Below are 17,268 nucleotides of genomic sequence, written 5' to 3'. Positions count from 1 at the left end.
GGACGGTGCTGCCCGCAGACGAAGTCCGCGCGCCCCGCTGAAGGCGGGTCGCCTTCGAACTTCCGCACCCCGTCGGTGCGTTTCTGCGGAGAAACTCTCTTGTCGACGAACCCGAACGCCGCTTCCGGCCTGCCCGTCGGGCGTGGCCTGCTCTATCTGATCGTCACCGGTGCCGCCTGGGGCACCGCCGGCGCCGCAGCCTCCCTGGTCTACCGGACCAGCGACATGGGCGCCTTCGGCCTGTCGTTCTGGCGCTGTGCGCTGGGGCTCCTCTTGCTGCTGGCCGGGCGCGGGCTGCCCTGGAAAACACGGAAGACCCGGCAGGTCTCGACCGAACCGCCGGCGCGCCGGATGGTCCGTGCCCTCGTCACGGGCCTCGGGCTGGCGGTGTTCCAGACCGCCTACTTCGCCGCCGTGGAGTCGACCGGGCTCGCGGTGGCCACCGTCGTCACCCTCGGCGCGGGCCCCGTGCTCATCGCGCTCGGCGCCCGGCTCCTGCTCGGCGAACGGCTCGGCGCGGGAGGCGTCCTGGCCGTCGGCGGCGCGCTCGCCGGGCTGGCCGTGCTGACCTTCGGCGGCTCGGCCGCGACCGTCCGCCCGGCGGGCGTGCTGCTGGCGCTGCTGTCGGCCGCGGGCTACGCGGTCATGACCCTGCTGACGCGCCGGTGGGGGAGGGGCGGCGCGGTCGATGCCTCCGACACCACCGTCGGGGCCTTCGCGGTGACCACCCTGTGCCTCCTGCCGTTCGCCCTGCACGAGGGGCTGGTCCCGCACACCGCCCACCCGGCCCGGTTGCTGTGGCTCCTCTGCTACATCGCCGCCGTGCCGACCGCTCTCGCGTACGCCCTGTACTTCGCGGGAGCGGCCGTCGTACGGTCCGCCACCGTGTCCGTGATCATGCTGCTGGAGCCGGTGACCGCGGCCGTGCTCGCCGTCGTGCTGCTCGGCGAACGGCTCACGGCGGCGACCGCGACCGGCACCCTGCTGATGCTCACGGCGGTCGCGGGCCTGGCGGTGAGCGAGGCGCGCGGAGCCGGTCGTCGGGGGCCGATCCCTGTGTGACCGGCCCGTGCGGGACCTGTGCGGCGCCGCGGTGTCCTACGCCCGCGTGAGGTAGTCCGGGAGTGTGATGCCGGGGGCCAGGTCGGTGTTGGGGACCGGTGCGTCGTAGCCCTTGCGGAGCGGGACGACGCCGGCCCAGTGCGGCAGGGTGAGGTCCTCGGGCTCGTCGTTCGCACCGCCGGTGCGGACCTTGGCCGAGACCTCGTCCAGGTCCAGGCGGATCACCGCGGTGGCGGCCAGCTCCTTCTTGTTCGCGGGCCGGGAGTCGGCGGCGCGGCCGGGCACGACGTGGTCCACCAGCGCGTCCAGGGCCAGGCGCCGCTCCTCGGGGTCGGTGACCTGGTGCGCGACGCCGTGCACCACCACGGAGCGGTAGTTGATCGAGTGGTGGAAGGCGGAGCGGGCCAGCACCAGCCCGTCGACGTGGGTGACCGTGAGGCACACCGGCAGCCCCGGGTCGGCCGCGCCGGACATCCGCAGCGGACGGGAACCGGTGGACCCGTGGACGTAGAGCCGCTCGCCGACCCGGCCGTAGAGCGTCGGCAGCACCACGGGAGCCCCGTCCCGGACGAAGCCGAGGTGGCAGACGTACCCCTCGTCGAGTATCGCGTGCACCAGTTCCTTGTCGTACGACGCCCGGTCCGCGGAGCGCGTGGGCACGGTGCGGTCGGTCGGGGTGTAGGCGGCGGCCCGGGATTCTTCGGTCGTCCCCTGCATGACGGTCCTCCATGGCGAGCTGTGACGAGCCGCATTGCCGCTCGTATTGCACTAGTGCATAATTGACTTTGTGCTAGGAGAGTATCGGATCGAGGGGCGCGGCGCAGCAGAGATTGCGGCCGGAATCGAGGGCGCGGTCGGCGCCGGTGAGCTGGCGCCGGGGCAACCCCTGCCGCCCATGCGGGAGTTGGCGGCTCGGCTGGGCGTGAACCCCAACACGGTCGCGGCGGCCTATCGCACCCTGCGCGAGCGCGGGGTGATCGAGACGGCCGGCCGCCGGGGCAGCCGGGTGCGCCCCCGGCCGGCCACCACTGGACGCGAGGAACTGCGCGTGGAGGTCCCCGCCGGAGGTCGCGACCTGGCCACCGGCAACCCGGACCCGGCCCTGCTGCCCCGCCTCGCCCCGGCCCTCACCGCGGCGGCGCGGGAGGGCGACCGGCGCCCCGTCCGCTACGGCGACGACCCCGTCGACGCGGACCTCGTCCGCCTCGCCCGCGCCGAACTCGACGCCGACGGCGTCCCGGAGGGCCCGCTGACCGTGACGTCCGGCTCCCTCGACGCCATCGAACGCGTCCTGTCGGCCCACCTCAGGCCGGGCGACGCCGTCGCCGTCGAGGACCCGGGCTGGGGCAGCGTCCTGGACCTGATCCCCGCGCTGGGCCTGCGCATCCTTCCGGTGGCCGTGGACGACGACGGCCCGCGCCCCGAAGACCTGCGCGCGGCCCTCGACTCCGGGGCCCGCGCCCTGATCGTCACCGACCGCGCCCAGAACCCGACCGGCGCCTCGGTGACCGCCACGCGCGCGCGTGCGCTGCGCGCGGTCCTGCGTGACCATCCGGGGACCGTGCTGGTCGAGGACGACCACGGTCACGGCATCGTCGAGTTCCCGCTGCACCCCCTCGCGGGCGTCACCCGCCACTGGGCCGTCGTCCGCTCCGCCTCCAAGACCTACGGCCCCGACCTGCGCGTGGCCGTACTCACCGGCGACCCGGTCACCGTCGACCGAGTGCGCGGCCGTCAGCGCCTGGGCCCGGGCTGGGTCAGCCTGCTGCTGCAACGGGCCGTGGTCCGGCTGTGGCAGGAGGGCGCGGTGGACCGCACGGCGGTGGCACGGTCGTACGGCGCACGCAGGGACGCGCTGCTCGACGCCCTCGCCGACCGGGGCGTCGTCGGCCACGGCCGCAGCGGCATGAACGTCTGGATCCCGGTCCCCGACGAGACGGGTGCGGTGGCCCGCCTCGTCCAGTCCGGCTGGGCGGTGGCCCCGGGCGCCCGCTTCCGCCTGAACAGCCCCCCGGCGATCCGCATCACCGTCTCGATGCTCACGGAGAAGGACATCGCCCCCCTGGCGGAGGCGGTGGCGGCAGCCGTACGGCCGTCTCCGGCGCGGGTCTACGGCTGACGGCGACCGAAGCGAGGGCGTGAGGGGCGGCGCGGTCCGCCGGCCGGGGCACAGGGTTCCCTTGCGCCGCGCTGCCTGCAACGCCGCGGTCGGGTGCCGATCTGCCGGGGTCGGCGCCGTCGTCGTCCAGGACGCCGTGCGGCAGCGGCGGGCCGTCGTCGGTGTCCCGTCGGATCACGCGGTGCAGCCGAACGTCGCCGATGATCTCCGGGTCGCGCGGGTCGGCCCGTCCGGAGTGGGCGCCGCTGCCCTCGATCGTGGGGTTGCCGATGCCGTCCTTGGAGCCGGACGTCGTACGCCCGGAGGCCGGTCGGCAGAAGTCCTGCCGAGAGGTCGGCAAGGCGACCAGGGCGAATCCCGCGGACCGGCCGCGGCCTGATCGACACTCCCTAGGCGCCCTTGGCGCCCTTCCGCCCCCGCGCCTGCGTCAGCGCGGCCCCCGCCAGCACGATCACCGCTCCCACCGGTGTGGTCCAGCGCAGCGACTCCCCGAGGAGCGCGACGCCGGCGGCGGTGGCGATGACCGGGATGAAGTACGTGACCATCTGCGCGGTCGTCGGACCCACCTCCGCGACCAGGCCGTACTGGATCAGCACCGCGAGTCCCGTCCCCAGGGCGCCCAGCGCGGCGATCGCCAGCAGCGGCACCGGCGAGAGATGCGTGGGGAAGCCGGCGAACAGCGGTGTCACCACGGCCAGTTGGAGCGTCGCGAGCAGCAGCTGCGCCCCGGTCATCGACAGATGGGAGTTGCCGGTTGCGGCGAGTGTCCGGCGGACGTAGATCCAGCCGACGGGATAGCTCAGCGAGGCCAGCAGCGCCAGCGCCGTACCCGTGGCGTCCAGGCCGTGGAAGCCCTGCCACACGCCGAGCACGGTCAGCACCCCGAGGAAGCCCAGGCCGAGGCCGGCCACGCGGACCCGGGTCGGCCGGTCCTCGGAGAGGGCGACCAGGGACAGGGCCATGCCCCACAGGGGCGAGGTCGCGTTGCAGATACCGGCCAGCGTGGACGGGATCGTCAGCTCGGCGTAGGCGAAGAGGGAGAAGGGGAGGGCGTTCAGGAAGAACGCGGCGACCGCCATGCGACCCCACAGGCGGGCCCCGCGGGGCAGCCGCTCACGCTTGACCGCCATAGCCGCGGCCAGCACCGCCGTGCCGAACACCAGCCGCCCGAGGGTGACCTGGAACGGCGCGTAGCCGTCCGTCCCGACCTTGATCAGCAGAAAGCTGAAGCCCCAGATCAGGGACAGCGCGCCGAAGCGGAGCCGCCAGTCGAGGCGGGGCCGGGCGCGGGGCCGGGACGGGGACTCGGCGGTTGCGGGGGACTGGGCCGGGGGTGTGGTGACCGTGCTGCGCATGGCTTCACGATGCCCGGAGACAACGTCGTAGCACAATCGAGATTTGTCACGCGGTATATCTTAGAATCACTTACATGTTGAACCTGGAGCGCCTGCGCACCCTGGACGCCCTCGCCCGGCACGGCTCGGTCAGCGCCGTCGCCGAGGCGCTGCATGTCACCACGTCCGCCGTCTCCCAGCAGCTGGGCAAGCTGGAGCGGGAGGTCGGTCAGCAACTCCTCGCCAAGAACGGCCGGGGCGTGCGGCTCACGGACGCCGGCCGGCTGCTGTCGGAGCACGCGGGCCGGATCCTCTCGCAGGTCGAGCTGGCCGAGTCCGATCTGGAGGCGCAGCGCGGGCAGGTCGTCGGCGAGCTGCGGCTGTCGGCGTTCCCGACGGCCGCCCGGGGGCTCTTCCCGGCCGCGCTCGGCACGCTGCGGGGCCGGCATCCGGGGCTGCGCGTGCGCTCGACCGAGCTGGAGCCGGAGCAGGGCATCGCCGGTGTCGTGCGCGGTGACCTCGATCTCGCGGTGGTCCTGGACTGGTACAACAAGCCGATGCCGGTGCCCGACGGCCTGGTCAAGGCGCCGCTGCTGGACGATCCGGCCGATGTCGCCATGCCGGTGGACCATCCGCTGGCCCACCGGGACGAGGTGGACCTCGCCGAGTTCGCCGACGACGAGTGGATCACCTGGGCCGAGGGCGAGTTCTGCCACGAGTGGCTCACCTTCACCCTGCGCTCCAAGGGCATCGAGCCGATCGTCGGCCACCGCGCCAGCGAGACCCACACCCAACTCGGCCTCGTCGCCTCCGGGTTGGGCGTGTGCATCGCCCCGCGCCTGGGCCGGAACCCGGTGCCCGAGGGCGTGGTGCTGGTCCCGCTGGTCCAGCGCGTGCGCCGCCATGTGTACGTCGTCTGGCGCGCGGACGCCGACCGCCGCCCCTCCATCCGGGCGGCGGTCGAGGCCCTGCGGGCGGCGGCGCGCTCGGTGGGCTGAGCTCTGCGGCCTGCCCGAACGGTCTCGCCTGCCGCCCGACTTCCCTACGCCCCGCCCAACTTCCTACGCCCCGGCCAACTTCCTTACACCGCACCCAACTTCGTGAAGTCCCAGGAGACGATCTTCTCCGGGGTCAGCCGGACCCAGGCGTGCCGGCCGTCGTGCGGCATCTCGTCCAGGCCGAAGTTCTTCCGGGCGAACAGCGTCTCGGCCGTGTCCAGTTCGGCGCACAGCTCGCCCGTCCGCGGAGCCTCGCCCACGAACTCCACCCGGCCGGCCAGCTCGACCCCGCGCAACTGGTCGTACTCCTCGCCTGAGTCGACCACGACGGCCACGCGCGGATCGCGGCTCAGCTGGGTCCAGCGCCTGCTGCGCACCACGGAATACAGCCACAGCGAGGTGCCGTCCCAGGCGAACCACAGCGCGCTGACGTGCGGCGCGCCGTCCGCCGAGACGGTCGCCACCCGGCAGGTGCGCTGTGCGGTGAGGAACGTGTCCAGCTCACCGGGCGTCATCATGATCCTGCGGCCCCGGCGCTGTTCGGTCACGGTCATGCGGCCCCCTCTTCTCCCACGCCGTGTCGGCGAACTATCGTGTCCCGGTGATCCTCTGACATCTCGTCAGAAAAGGAAATGGGTATGCCGTCGCACGCACAGCTCAGCGAACTCCTCGACCCCGCGGGCACCGTCCTGCTCACCGTGGAGTGCCAGCAGGGGGTCGTCGGCCCGGACAGCGCGCTGCCCGAACTCGCCCGCGAGGCACGCTCCTCCGGCGCCCTGCGCAACGTCGCCCGGCTGGTCGCCGCCGCCCACCGCAGCGGGGTCCAGGTGATCCACGCCATCGCCGAGCGCCGCCCGGACGGCCGCGGCGCGAGCCGCAACGCCCGGCTGTTCCGGGCCGCCGAGCGGCTTCCGGTGCGGCAGCTGGCGGGCAGTACCGCCGTCCGGGTCGCGCCGCCGATCGAGGTCGCCGAGGAGGACATCGTCGTACGACGGCTGCACGGGCTGTCCCCGGTGCACGGCACGGAGGTCGACGCCCTGCTGCGCAACCTCGGCTGCCGCACGCTGGTCGTCACCGGGGTCTCCGCCAACGTGGCGATACCCAACGCCGTGTTCGACGCGGTCAACCTCGGCTACACCGTCGTCGTCCCGGCCGACGCGGTCGCGGGGGTGCCTGCCGAGTACACCCTCGCGATGATCCGGCACACCCTCGCGCTGGTCGCCACGGTCGCGACCACCGGCGAGGTGCTCGGCTGTCTGGAACGGCCGCGCGGGCGCGGCTGAACCGGCTCAGGCCAGCGTGATGTTCTCGCCCGAGACGCTGATCTTCTCGGCGGCCAGCGGCTGGGTCGCCGGACCCTGCTTCACGCTGCCGTCCGCGACCGAGAAGTGGCTGTTGTGACAGGGGCAGACGATGACGCCGCCCGACACGCTGCCCACCGCGCACCCCTGATGGGTGCACTTGGCCGAGAACGCCTTGAACGTGCCCGCCGTCGGCTGGGTCACGACCACGCCCTGGTCCTTGAAGATCTTGCCGCCGCCCTCGGGGATGTCGCTGGTCCTGGCGAGCGCGGTGCCGCCGCCGTTCTGGGACGCCCCGGAGGACGCGGACGCCCCACCGGTGGCGGCGCCGGCCCCGGTCGAGCCCGTCGTACCGGTCGATCCGGATCCGGTGCCGGTCGTGCTGGACGAGCTGTCGTCGCTCGAACCGCAGGCGGTCAGCGCGGCGGCGAGACCCGCCGCTCCGGCCGCCGCCACGACGGTACGGCGGGCCGGTCCGGCCGACGGCTGGGGCGATGCGGTGGTCATGTGGATTTCCCTTCCGCGGAGCTTCTCGTGATCCGTCCAGGGGTACGGCGCTCGGGCACGACCCGTTCAGACGGGCACCCAGATCCTTGCGGCCGGGACATGAGGCGGGCGTAAGCCGGAGCTGTCCGTGAGCTGTCAGCCTCGCCCCAGTAACCTGGGTCGATGCTCAAGGAAGTCACCGCGACCCGCTACATCACGCCGCTGCGTGAGGGCGGCTCGCTGCCGGGGCTCGTCGAGGCCGACGACTTCGGGACGTACGTCATCAAGTTCACCGGAGCCGGACAGGGCCGCAAGACCCTGGTCGCCGAGGTGGTGTGCGGCGAGCTCGCCCGGCGCCTCGGATTCCGGATGCCCCGGCTGGTCACCATCGAGCTGGACTCCGTGCTCGGACTCGGCGAGCCCGAGCAGCAGGTGCAGGACCTGCTGCGGTCCAGCGGCGGCGCCAACCTCGGCATGGACTTCCTCTCCGGCGCCCTCGGCTACGACCCGCTCGCCTTCCCGGTGAGCCCCGAGGAGGCCGGCCGGATCGTCTGGTTCGACGCGCTGATCAACAACGTCGACCGCTCCTGGCGCAATCCGAACCTCCTCGTGCACCGGGGCGAGCTCTGGCTGATCGACCACGGCGCGACGATGATCTGGCACCACAACTGGCCCTCGGCCGAGGCCTCCGCGGCCCGCCCCTACGACGCCCGCGACCACACCCTCGCCCGCTTCGCCCCGGACGTCGCCGCCGCAGCGGCCGACCTCGCGCCCCGGGTCACCGAGGACCTGCTCGCCGAGGTCACCGCCGAGATCCCCGACGCCTGGCTCGCCGACGAGCCCGGCTTCGACACCCCGGACGACCTGCGCCGGGCCTACGCGCGGCCGCTGCTCGCCCGCGCGGCCGTCATCGCCGGGCGCATCACCGGCCTCGGCTCCGGCACCGGCTCCGGCTTCGAGGAGGGCAAGTGAGCGAGACCCACATCCACATGGCCGGGCACGTGGTCGAGCGGCACATCACGCGGGCGGGCCAGGGCGGCGACCGGGACGTGTTCGAGTACGCGCTGCTGCGCGTCGTCCCGCGCGTGGAGCGCGGAGAGTGCATCAACGCGGGCGTGGTCGTCTACAGCCGGGCCACGGCCTACGTCGGCGCCCGCACCCATCTGGACGAGGCCCGGCTGCTCGCCCTCGACCCGGCGGCCGACGTGGCCGGGATCCGGGCCGCGCTCGGCGCGATCGAGCTCCACTGCGCGGGCGGCGAGGGGGCCGGACAAGCGGCCCGGGACGACGCCGGGCGCCGCTTCCGCTGGCTGATCGCGCCCCGTTCCACCGTCGTCCAGCCCGGCCCGGTGCACACCGGGCTGACCACCGACCCGGCGGCCGAGGCCGAGCGCCTGCTCGACCTCCTGGTGAGGTAATGGATCACACGCACCCGGTGTGCCGTTGACACCGGGTGCCAGGGCTTCTAGCGTCACCTGTACTGAAGGTACTAAGCGGTCGCTCACCGCACCAGGGGCTCTCCCACCGAGGGCCCCGCCAGGTTCTCTCAAGGGCGAGGAGAAGCAATGTCCACCACTGAACAGCGGGTCGCGGTCGTCACCGGCGCGGCGCGCGGCATCGGTGCCGCCACCGCCGTACGGCTGGCCGCCGAGGGTCGCGCGGTCGCCGTGATCGACCTCGACGAGGCCGCCTGCAAGGACACCGTCGAGAAGATCACCGCCGCCGGCGGCAGGGCGATCGCGGTCGGCGCGGACGTCTCCGACGAGGCGCAGGTCGAGGCGGCCGTCGCCCGGATCGTCGAGGAGCTGGGCGCCCCGACGATCCTCGTCAACAACGCGGGCGTGCTCCGTGACAACCTGCTGTTCAAGATGAGCGTCTCCGACTGGGACACCGTCCTGAACGTGCACCTGCGCGGCTCGTTCCTGATGACCAAGGCCGTCCAGAAGCACATGGTCGAGGCGGGCTTCGGCCGCGTGGTCAACCTGTCCTCGTCCTCCGCGCTCGGCAACCGCGGCCAGGCCAACTACTCCGCCGCCAAGGCCGGCCTCCAGGGCTTCACCAAGACCCTCGCCATCGAGCTGGGCAAGTTCGGTATCACCGCCAACGCCGTCGCCCCCGGTTTCATCGCCACCGAGATGACCAAGGCCACCGCCGACCGCGTCAAGATGGACTTCGAGGACTTCAAGAAGGCCGCCGCGGGCGCCATCCCGGTGCAGCGCGTCGGTGAGCCCGAGGACATCGCCAACGCCATCGCCTTCTTCACCGGCGAGGCGGCCGGCTTCGTCTCCGGCCAGGTGCTGTACGTGGCCGGCGGACCGCTCGACTAAGCAACCCTGAGGACCTGGGGATACACCGACATGACTGAACTCCCGGAGCTGTCCGGCAAGGTCGCCCTCGTCACGGGCGCGAGCCGCGGCATCGGCTACGGCGTAGCCGAGGCACTGGTCGCCCGCGGCGACCGCGTCTGCATCACCGGCCGCAACGAGGACGCCCTCAAGGAGGCCGTCGAGAAGCTCGGCGCCCAACGCGTCATCGGCGTCGCCGGCAAGGCGCACGACCTCGCCCACCAGGCCGAGGCCGTCGACCGCACCATGGAGGCCTTCGGCCGCCTCGACCACCTGGTCAACAACGCGGGCACCAACCCGGTGTTCGGGCCCATCGCGGACCTCGACCTGGACGTCGCCCGCAAGGTCTTCGAGACCAACGTGATCTCCGCGCTCGGCTTCGCCCAGAAGACCTGGCACGCCTGGCAGAAGGACAACGGCGGCGCGATCGTCAACATCGCCTCGGTCGCGGGCCTCGCGCCCTCGCCGTTCATCGGCGCCTACGGCGTCAGCAAGGCCGCGATGATCAACCTGACCCAGCAGCTGGCGCACGAGTTCGCGCCGAAGGCGCGGGTCAACGCGATCGCCCCGGCCGTCGTGAAGACCAAGTTCGCGCAGGCCCTGTACGAGGGCCGCGAGGAGGAGGCCGCTGCCTCCTACCCGCTCGCGCGGCTCGGCGTGCCCTCCGACATCGGCGGGGCCGCGGCCTTCCTCACCTCGGCGCAGTCCGACTGGATCACCGGTCAGACGCTCGTCGTGGACGGCGGCATCTTCCTCAACGCCGGCGTGGGCTGAGCCACGGTCCGGGCGCCGATTTTCGGACGGATCGGCGCCCGGAACGCCCATCGGGTCCGCACAGCGAACTGACAACGTCGTCATCGATTCGTCATCGCTTTTTCGATCAAGAACCCTTGTTCCAGGGGAGGTTCAGAGGATCGAACGCTGCGGTATGGTCTGCCGACCCTTGGTACGGCGGATCGAGGAGCGTGCGCGTGTTCAACCGGAACCGAAGCCTGCGTGTCGTCGCGGCGATCGCGTCCCTGTCCCTGGCGGCCGGCTGCGGGATGCTGTCCGGCGGCAGCGGTGACGGCAAGGGCCCGATCGTCGTCGGGACCACCAGCGCGCCCAGCACGCTGGACCCGGCGGGCGCCTGGGACGGTTCCTGGGAGCTGTACCGGAACATCTACCAGACGCTCCTCGCCTACCCGAACGGCGCCACCACCCCGCAGCCCGACGCCGCCCGGAGCTGCTCCTTCACCGACTCCGGCAGCCGCACCTACCGCTGCGAGCTGCGCTCGGGCCTGAAGTTCTCCGACGGCGACCCGCTGACCGCGAGCGCCGTCAAGTACTCCATCGACCGCATCCGCGCGATCGACGCCCCCAGCGGCCCCGCCGGACTGCTCGGCAGCCTGGACCGGGTGCAGGCGCTCGGCGACCGCGAGATCGTCTTCCACCTCAACCAGCCCGACGCCACCTTCCCGTTCGTGCTGGCCACCCCCGCCATGTCGATCGTCGACCCGAACGACTACCCGGCGCGCTCCCTGCGCAAGGACACCGCGGTCAACGGCTCCGGACCGTACACACTCCGCTCCTACACGGAGGGCGAGCAGGCCGTCCTTGCCGCCAACGGCAGCTACAACGGCTTCGCCGAGCGGCAGAACGACGCGGTGACCATCCGCTACTTCCAGGACTCGGCCGAGATGGTCAAGGCACTGCGCGACAAGCGGATCGACGTCACCTACCGCGGCCTCGCCGCCGACGACATCCTCACCCTCCAGCAGCACGGCAACGCCAACCTGCAACTGGTCGACGGCGCGGGCACCGACATCAGCTACCTCGTGTTCAACCCCAAGGACCCCTGGGCCAGGGAGCCGGCCGTCCGCAAGGCGGTCGCCCAGCTCGTCGACCGGGCCGCCATCGCCCACACGGTCTACAAGGACACCGTCGACCCGCTGTACTCGATGGTCCCCAAGGGCCTGACCGCCCACACCACCGGCTTCTTCGACGACTACGGCGACCCGAGCGTCCCCAAGGCCGCGAAGATCCTCACCGACGCGGGGATCCACCAGCGCGTCCCGCTCACCCTCTGGTACACCACCGACCGCTATGGCTCCGAGACCGCCCTGATGTTCCAGGAGCTGAAGCGGCAGCTGGAGGCCTCCGGGCTGTTCACCATCACGCTCCAGGGCCGCCCCTGGAAGACGTTCGTGGTCGGCTACCAGAAGGGCGAGTACCCCGTGTTCGGCCGCGGCTGGTTCCCGGACTTCCCCGACGCCGACAACTTCATCGCCCCGTTCGTCGGCGACCACAACGCGCTCGGCACGCCCTACCCGTCCCCGGAGATCACCGGCAAGCTGCTGCCGCACTCGCGCGCGGAGAGCGACCGCGCCCAGACCGTGAAGGACCTGGAGCAAGCTCAGCAGATCATGGTGGACGACGCCCGGCTGATCCCGCTGTGGCAGGGCCGGCAGTACGTGGCGGCCAGCGACGACATCTCCGGCGGCGAGCAGGCCCTCGACCCGTCGACGATCATGATGATGTGGATGCTGCACCGCAAGACCAGCTGGTGAACCGGTCTTCATGTGCCCGTTGTCAGTGGTCGCCTGTAGGTTCTGAAGCCTGGAAGTGACCGCACGTCGGCTTCGGCCGTAATTGATCGACACCGTGAGGACGTTGACGTGACCGACATCGCCATGCTGCCCGAATCCTGGCGCGGGGTTCTGGGCGACGAGCTCCAGCAGCCCTACTTCAAGGAGCTGGCCGAGTTCGTCGAGGAGGAGCGGGCGCAGGGTCCCGTCTATCCGCCGCGCGACGAGGTCTTCGCCGCGCTGGACGCCACGCCGTACGACAAGGTCAAGGTCCTCGTCCTCGGCCAGGACCCGTACCACGGCGAGGGCCAGGGCCACGGCCTGTGCTTCTCGGTCCGCCCCGGCGTGAAGACCCCGCCGTCGCTGCGGAACATCTACAAGGAGATGCAGGAGGAGCTGGGCCTGCCCGTCCCGGACAACGGCTATCTGATGCCGTGGGCCGAGCAGGGCGTCCTGCTGCTCAACGCGGTGCTCACCGTCCGGGCCGGCGAGGCCAACTCGCACAAGGGCAAGGGCTGGGAGAAGTTCACCGACGCCGTGATCCGCGCGGTGGACTCGCGCCCGGACCCGGCGGTCTTCGTCCTGTGGGGCAACTACGCGCAGAAGAAACTGCCCCTGATCGACGAGACCCGGCACGTGGTGGTCAAGGGCGCGCACCCCTCGCCGCTGTCCGCGAAGAAGTTCTTCGGTTCCCGCCCGTTCACGCAGATCAACGACGCGATCGCGGCGCAGGGCCACGAGGCGATCGACTGGACCATCCCGAACCTGAAGGGCTGACCGGCCGTACGGGCGGTCCCGTGCCGTACGGGGCCGCCTGCCCGGGATTGCCGTCGTGGCCGGTTAGCGTCGGACCGGACAGTCGACGAGTGCCCGGAGGACGCGGTGGCGGAGCGGCAGGAGCAGGTGGCACCGGATGCCGTGCTGACGCGGATCGGGCAGGTCGTGATGCTGCACCACGGCGGCGACCGCGAGGAGGCCCGCAGCCGCTTCCTCGCACTGTGGGCGGAGATCGGGGAGTCGGGAGACCCGCTGCACCGGTGCACGCTGGCCCACTATCTCGCCGACACCCAGGACGACCCCGGGGACGAACTGGCCTGGGACCTGCGGGCGTTGTCGGCGGCCGAGGAACTGGCCGACGGCGACGGCACCGACGGTAAGCCGGCGGGAGTCCGCGGCTTCCTTCCCTCCCTGCATCTCAATCTCGCCGCCGACTATGTGAAGCTCGGCCGGGCGGAGGCCGCACGCACCCACGTGCGCCGTGCCCGCCGCGCCGCGGGCGCCCTGTCCGACGACCGCTACGGCGACGGGGTCCGGGCCGCCATCACACGACTGGAGCTACGGCTGGGGGAGTAAGCGGTGTCTTCGGACCGTGTCCAGCGGTGTTCCGGGGGCCCTGCGGTCAGCGGCCGTACGTCTGCTCGCAGATCCGTGCCGCCGGGCTGTCACTCTGCCAGCCGCCGTACGTCCGGCCCAGGGCGCAGACGTCCGGGGTCCGCGGGGCCGGGCCGGAGACGTCGGGGGTGCCGGTGCGCGGGGAGCGGTGCGGGTGCTCGCGGTGGGCGCGCGGGCGCGGGGGAGCGGGCTCGGCCGCCCGCGGCCGGGGTGCGGTCGGTGCGGCCTCCGCCGTATGCCGTGGGGCAGCGGGCTTCCTGTGCTTCGGACGCCGGGGCGAGCCCGCCATTTCCAGGGCCTGCTGGGCCGGGGCCTGGACCACCCGCGGCTCCACACTGCCGTCCGGCCGGGGTGCCGTCGGCTGTGCGGGGGCCGTGTCCGGCGGTGGTGCGGGAGCCGCCGGGCGTGGCACCGTCACGCAGCCGGAGAGGGCCGAAAGGGCCACGGTGACGAGGAGCGCTGCGGTGGTGGTCGTTCGATGCACCCGGGCAACTCTGCTGGTCGGCGCCCGCGTTGGCACGAAGGAGCCGAGGCCGATGCCCCCGCACGGGTGATCTCGTGCCCCGTACGGAGGGTTCCGGAGTGCCGAAGGTGACGTTCAGTCGCCGGTGGCGCCGTCGATCCGCTCGCGGATCAGGTCGGCGTGGCCGTTGTGCCGGGCGTACTCCTCGATCATGTGGGTGTAGATCCAGCGCAGGTTGAACGGTGTGTCCGTGAACCTGCTCTTCCCCCGGGACAGGTCGTCGAGACCGAAGCCGGCCGCGTTGCGCCGGGCGGTCTCGATCTCCGCCTGCCAGGTCGCGTACGCCTCCTGCCAGGTGTCGGCCTCGGTGACATGGAAGTCGCCGTCCTCGTCCTCGTCTGTGTAGTAGATCGGGCCCGGGTCGTCGCCCGTCAGCACCTTGCGGAACCAGCCGCGCTCGCACTCGGCCAGGTGCCGCACCAGACCCAGGAGCGACAGCTCGGAGGGCGGCACCGCCGCGGTGCGCAACTGCTCGTCCGTCAGCCCCTCGCACTTGGCGGCCAGTGTCCGCCGGTGGTACTCCAACCAGCCCTCCAGCATGGCGCGTTCACCGGCGGTCTGCTCGGGCTCTCGGCGTTCGGTCGTCGTCATGCCCCGTATCCTCCCCCGGCCCCGGCCGCCCCACCAGCGCTTTTCCGGCTCCCACGCGGCTTCGACGGCATGGCCGGACGGCGGCCGCCGTATGCTGCCGGGGAAGCACACACGGGCGGGCGAGACAGGGAGCACACGTGAAGGTCGGCTGCATCGGACTCGGGGACATCGCGCAGAAGGCCTACCTGCCGGTGCTGGCCACGCAGCCCGGGGTCGACCTCCACCTCCAGACCCGGACCCCCGCCACCCTCGGCCGGGTCGCGGACAGCCTCCACCTGCCGGACGAGCGGCGGCACACCACACTCGACTCCCTGCTCGCCGCCGGCCTCGACGCGGCCTTCGTGCACGCGCCGACCGCCGCCCACCCCGAGATCGTCACCCGGCTCCTCCGGGCGGGCGTACCGACGTACGTGGACAAACCGCTGGCCTACGAACTGGCCGATTCCGAACGGCTGGTGGCACTCGCCGAGGCACGCGGGGTGTCCCTCTTCGTCGGCTTCAACCGCCGCTACGCCCCCGGGTACACACAGTGCCTGGACCATCCGCGCGAGCTGATCCTCATGCAGAAGAACCGGATCGGGCTGCCCGAGGAACCGCGCTCGATGATCCTGGACGACTTCATCCATGTCGTCGACACCCTGCGCTGGCTGGTGCCGGGCACGGTCGACGACGTGTCCGTGCGCGCCCGGACCGAGGGCGGGCTGCTGCAGCACGTCGTGCTCCAGCTCGCCGGGGACGGCTTCACCGCGCTCGGCGTGATGAACCGGCTCAGCGGCTCCGCCGAGGAGATCCTGGAGGTCTCCGGGCAGGACACCAAGCGCCAGGTGCTCAACCTCGCCGAGGTGATCGACCACAAGGGCCAGCCGACCGTGCGCCGGCGTGGCGACTGGGTGCCGGTGGCCCGGCAGCGCGGCATCGAGCAGGCGGTCCTCACCTTCCTCGACGCCGTGCGCGCGGGCAGGGTGCTCAGCGCCCGGGACGCACTGGCCACGCATGAACTGTGCGAGCGGCTGGTACGAGCGGTTCGGGACCGTTCCGCCGCAGCCTGAGCGCCCGTGCCCCCTCGGTCGCGCCCAGCGCGGCCAGCACCAGCAGGGCGCCGCCCACCGGCCAGTCGCCGTAGCGGACGTACGGGGTGACACCGTGCGCCAGCGGTACGTCGTACACGCGGGCCGTGTTCGCATCGGTACCGAGCCAGGGGCCCAGGCGCTGCCCGTCCGGCCCGTAGACCGCCGAGACCCCGGTGAGAGTCGCGTGCACCATCGGGCGGCCGGTCTCGGCGGCCCGCAGCGCGCCCAGCGAGGCGTGCTGCTCCGGCGCCCAGCTGCCCTGGAAGGTGGAGGTGGCGGACTGCCCGACCAGGACGTCCGCGCCGTCCTCGGCCAGATGCCGGCTCATGTCCGGGAACGCGGTCTCGAAGCAGATCAGCGGGCCGATCCGCAGCCCGTGCCCGACGTCTGTCACGACCTGCCGGGTGCCCCGCCTGCGGTCCTCGCCGGCCGCCTTGCCGACCGAGGTGGCCCAGCCGAGCAGCGAGCGGGCCGGTATGTACTCGCCGAACGGCACCAGGCGCATCTTGTCGTACCGGTCGCCCGTCGGGCCGTTCGGGCCGATCAGCACCGAACTCTTGTAGATGCCGGGCCGGTCGGAGCGGCGGGCGTCGACGTTGACCAGCACGTCCGCGCCGACTGTCCGGGACAGCGCGGCGATCCGGCGGGCCAGGTCGGGCCGGTCGCCCAGGTCGAAGCCGACGCTGGACTCACCCCACACGACCAGGCCGACGTCCTGCCCGGCCAGCCGGCGGGTCAGCTGCTCCTCGCGGTCGAACCGCTTGTCGCCGCCGTCCATGATTCCCGGCTGTACGACGGCGATCCTGACGTGCCCGTCCACCTCCGGGCGCGGCGCCCACGCCCATGCGGCGGAGGTCGCGGCGGCCGTGGCGACCAGCGAGGCCACCGCCGGCACCCGCGCCTCGCGCACCGAGACCAGCACGGCCGCCGCCACGTTCACGGCCACGATCAGGAAGCTGAGCAGCCACACCCCGCCGACCGAGGCCAGCCGCAGCGCGGGCGAGACCTGCCACTGGCTGGCGCCGAGCATGCCCCAGGGCCCGCCGAGGCCCTGCCAGGACCGCACCAGCTCCACCGTCAGCCAGGCCGACGGCAGCACCAGCAGCGCGGCGCCGCCCCGGCCCGCCGAGGGCCGCCCGCCCAGGAAGCGGCGCACCAGCCAGCCCCAGGGCGCCCACAGCGCGCCGAGCAGGGCGGCGATCGCGAAGAGGAAGACGGTCAGGCTCGGCAGCAGCCAGTGGTGCACGGCCAGCAGAAAGCCGAAGCCGCCGCTCCAGCCGTCGTACGCGGCCCGCCGCCCGGTCGGCGCCGAGCGGGCCAGCAGGATCCAGGGGACCAGGGCGACGTAGGCGAACCACCAGAGGGAGGGGACGGGGAAGGCCAGTACCGGCAGGGCTCCGGCGAGGGCGGCGACGGCCGAGCGGCGCCAGGGGGAGGTGAGCCACTGATCGATCGTCCTCATGGGTACCCTCCCTACCCG

At 72.6% G+C, this 17,268-nt stretch carries 19 protein-coding genes; 12 read left to right on the top strand and 7 right to left on the bottom strand.

Annotated features, from left to right (window positions below; all coding sequences use genetic code 11):
• The first annotated feature begins 99 nt into the window (after window positions 1-99).
• The gene (locus tag BIV23_RS07670; RefSeq protein WP_071379991.1) at window positions 100-1,062 is read left to right on the top strand and encodes a DMT family transporter; all 963 of its coding nucleotides are present in this window, start codon (window positions 100-102) and stop codon (window positions 1,060-1,062) included.
• Window positions 1,063-1,098: 36 nt separating this feature from the next.
• Here the strand turns inward: BIV23_RS07670 and BIV23_RS07665 are convergent, their stop codons facing one another.
• Window positions 1,099-1,779: a pyridoxamine 5'-phosphate oxidase family protein gene (locus BIV23_RS07665; protein WP_071379990.1), complete on the bottom strand. Its 681-nt coding sequence runs from the start codon at window positions 1,777-1,779 to the stop codon at window positions 1,099-1,101.
• 70 nt (window positions 1,780-1,849) lie between these two features.
• On the opposite strand from BIV23_RS07665, the gene BIV23_RS07660 reads away from it, so the two are divergent.
• Window positions 1,850-3,181: an aminotransferase class I/II-fold pyridoxal phosphate-dependent enzyme gene (locus BIV23_RS07660; protein ID WP_079173004.1), complete on the top strand. Its 1,332-nt coding sequence runs from the start codon at window positions 1,850-1,852 to the stop codon at window positions 3,179-3,181.
• A gap of 389 nt (window positions 3,182-3,570) precedes the next feature.
• On the opposite strand, the gene BIV23_RS07655 is transcribed toward BIV23_RS07660, so the two are convergent.
• Window positions 3,571-4,536, bottom strand: a complete 966-nt coding sequence (locus BIV23_RS07655; protein ID WP_177239766.1) for a DMT family transporter — start codon at window positions 4,534-4,536, stop codon at window positions 3,571-3,573.
• A 74-nt stretch (window positions 4,537-4,610) separates the two neighbouring features.
• Here BIV23_RS07655 and BIV23_RS07650 point away from each other — a divergent pair, with 74 nt between their 5' ends.
• A complete protein-coding gene (locus BIV23_RS07650; protein ID WP_071379987.1) occupies window positions 4,611-5,513 on the top strand; it encodes a LysR family transcriptional regulator in 903 nt (300 codons plus the stop codon).
• Between the two features lie 83 nt (window positions 5,514-5,596).
• On the opposite strand, the gene BIV23_RS07645 is transcribed toward BIV23_RS07650, so the two are convergent.
• Window positions 5,597-6,067, bottom strand: coding sequence for a pyridoxamine 5'-phosphate oxidase family protein (locus tag BIV23_RS07645; protein WP_071379986.1), 471 nt, complete (start codon window positions 6,065-6,067; stop codon window positions 5,597-5,599).
• An 84-nt stretch (window positions 6,068-6,151) separates the two neighbouring features.
• On the opposite strand from BIV23_RS07645, the gene BIV23_RS07640 reads away from it, so the two are divergent.
• Window positions 6,152-6,796, top strand: coding sequence for a cysteine hydrolase family protein (locus tag BIV23_RS07640; protein ID WP_071379985.1), 645 nt, complete (start codon window positions 6,152-6,154; stop codon window positions 6,794-6,796).
• A gap of 6 nt (window positions 6,797-6,802) precedes the next feature.
• On the opposite strand, the gene BIV23_RS07635 is transcribed toward BIV23_RS07640, so the two are convergent.
• Complete coding sequence (locus BIV23_RS07635; protein ID WP_071379984.1) at window positions 6,803-7,321, bottom strand: Rieske (2Fe-2S) protein; 519 nt, start codon at window positions 7,319-7,321, stop codon at window positions 6,803-6,805.
• Between the two features lie 162 nt (window positions 7,322-7,483).
• Between BIV23_RS07635 and BIV23_RS07630 the strand changes: the two genes are divergently transcribed.
• The 7 genes from BIV23_RS07630 (at window position 7,484) to BIV23_RS07600 (ending at window position 13,565) form a co-directional block, all read left to right on the top strand.
• Window positions 7,484-8,272, top strand: coding sequence for a HipA family kinase (locus tag BIV23_RS07630; RefSeq protein ID WP_071379983.1), 789 nt, complete (start codon window positions 7,484-7,486; stop codon window positions 8,270-8,272).
• The gene (locus tag BIV23_RS07625; protein WP_071379982.1) at window positions 8,269-8,718 is read left to right on the top strand and encodes a DUF3037 domain-containing protein; all 450 of its coding nucleotides are present in this window, start codon (window positions 8,269-8,271) and stop codon (window positions 8,716-8,718) included. The genes BIV23_RS07630 and BIV23_RS07625 overlap by 4 nt, the downstream gene beginning before the upstream one ends.
• 147 nt (window positions 8,719-8,865) lie before the next feature.
• Entirely contained in the window at window positions 8,866-9,627 is a 762-nt protein-coding gene (gene fabG, locus BIV23_RS07620) for a 3-oxoacyl-ACP reductase FabG (protein ID WP_071379981.1), read from the top strand.
• A gap of 30 nt (window positions 9,628-9,657) precedes the next feature.
• Window positions 9,658-10,419 carry an SDR family oxidoreductase gene (locus tag BIV23_RS07615; RefSeq protein ID WP_071379980.1) on the top strand — a complete coding sequence of 254 codons (762 nt, stop codon included), beginning with the start codon at window positions 9,658-9,660 and terminating at the stop codon, window positions 10,417-10,419.
• 197 nt (window positions 10,420-10,616) lie between these two features.
• Window positions 10,617-12,194, top strand: coding sequence for an ABC transporter substrate-binding protein (locus BIV23_RS07610; protein ID WP_071379979.1), 1,578 nt, complete (start codon window positions 10,617-10,619; stop codon window positions 12,192-12,194).
• A gap of 108 nt (window positions 12,195-12,302) precedes the next feature.
• On the top strand, window positions 12,303-12,989 hold the full coding sequence (ung, locus tag BIV23_RS07605) for a uracil-DNA glycosylase (RefSeq protein WP_071379978.1): 687 nt from the start codon (window positions 12,303-12,305) through the stop codon (window positions 12,987-12,989).
• 105 nt (window positions 12,990-13,094) lie between these two features.
• The gene (locus BIV23_RS07600) at window positions 13,095-13,565 is read left to right on the top strand and encodes a tetratricopeptide repeat protein (RefSeq protein WP_071379977.1); all 471 of its coding nucleotides are present in this window, start codon (window positions 13,095-13,097) and stop codon (window positions 13,563-13,565) included.
• Window positions 13,566-13,611: 46 nt separating this feature from the next.
• Here the strand turns inward: BIV23_RS07600 and BIV23_RS48380 are convergent, their stop codons facing one another.
• Both BIV23_RS48380 and BIV23_RS07590 read right to left on the bottom strand, forming a co-directional pair.
• Complete coding sequence (locus tag BIV23_RS48380; RefSeq protein ID WP_071379976.1) at window positions 13,612-14,088, bottom strand: hypothetical protein; 477 nt, start codon at window positions 14,086-14,088, stop codon at window positions 13,612-13,614.
• A 114-nt stretch (window positions 14,089-14,202) separates the two neighbouring features.
• On the bottom strand, window positions 14,203-14,718 hold the full coding sequence (locus BIV23_RS07590; protein WP_071379975.1) for a DinB family protein: 516 nt from the start codon (window positions 14,716-14,718) through the stop codon (window positions 14,203-14,205).
• Between the two features lie 137 nt (window positions 14,719-14,855).
• On the opposite strand from BIV23_RS07590, the gene BIV23_RS07585 reads away from it, so the two are divergent.
• Entirely contained in the window at window positions 14,856-15,767 is a 912-nt protein-coding gene (locus BIV23_RS07585) for a Gfo/Idh/MocA family protein (protein ID WP_071379974.1), read from the top strand.
• Here BIV23_RS07585 and lnt read toward each other — a convergent pair.
• Window positions 15,685-17,250, bottom strand: coding sequence for an apolipoprotein N-acyltransferase (gene lnt / locus BIV23_RS07580; RefSeq protein ID WP_071379973.1), 1,566 nt, complete (start codon window positions 17,248-17,250; stop codon window positions 15,685-15,687). The two genes, BIV23_RS07585 and lnt, sit on opposite strands and share 83 nt — an antisense overlap.
• Window positions 17,251-17,268: the final 18 nt, after the last annotated feature.

The organism is Streptomyces monashensis (assembly GCF_001866665.1).
Lineage (GTDB): Bacteria > Actinomycetota > Actinomycetes > Streptomycetales > Streptomycetaceae > Streptomyces > Streptomyces monashensis.
Note: the sequence above shows the minus strand (reverse complement) of the source record. Positions and strands in the feature narration are given on the sequence as shown.

Coding starts and splice junctions, on each gene's coding strand:
- BIV23_RS07665 (WP_071379990.1), bottom strand. CDS start 1,779: ATGCAGGGGACGACCGAAGAATCCCGGGCCGCCGCCTACACCCCGACC.
- BIV23_RS07655 (WP_177239766.1), bottom strand. CDS start 4,536: ATGCGCAGCACGGTCACCACACCCCCGGCCCAGTCCCCCGCAACCGCC.
- BIV23_RS07650 (WP_071379987.1), top strand. CDS start 4,611: ATGTTGAACCTGGAGCGCCTGCGCACCCTGGACGCCCTCGCCCGGCAC.
- BIV23_RS07645 (WP_071379986.1), bottom strand. CDS start 6,067: ATGACCGTGACCGAACAGCGCCGGGGCCGCAGGATCATGATGACGCCC.
- BIV23_RS07640 (WP_071379985.1), top strand. CDS start 6,152: ATGCCGTCGCACGCACAGCTCAGCGAACTCCTCGACCCCGCGGGCACC.
- BIV23_RS07635 (WP_071379984.1), bottom strand. CDS start 7,321: ATGACCACCGCATCGCCCCAGCCGTCGGCCGGACCGGCCCGCCGTACC.
- BIV23_RS07630 (WP_071379983.1), top strand. CDS start 7,484: ATGCTCAAGGAAGTCACCGCGACCCGCTACATCACGCCGCTGCGTGAG.
- fabG (WP_071379981.1), top strand. CDS start 8,866: ATGTCCACCACTGAACAGCGGGTCGCGGTCGTCACCGGCGCGGCGCGC.
- BIV23_RS07615 (WP_071379980.1), top strand. CDS start 9,658: ATGACTGAACTCCCGGAGCTGTCCGGCAAGGTCGCCCTCGTCACGGGC.
- BIV23_RS07590 (WP_071379975.1), bottom strand. CDS start 14,718: ATGACGACGACCGAACGCCGAGAGCCCGAGCAGACCGCCGGTGAACGC.
- lnt (WP_071379973.1), bottom strand. CDS start 17,250: ATGAGGACGATCGATCAGTGGCTCACCTCCCCCTGGCGCCGCTCGGCC.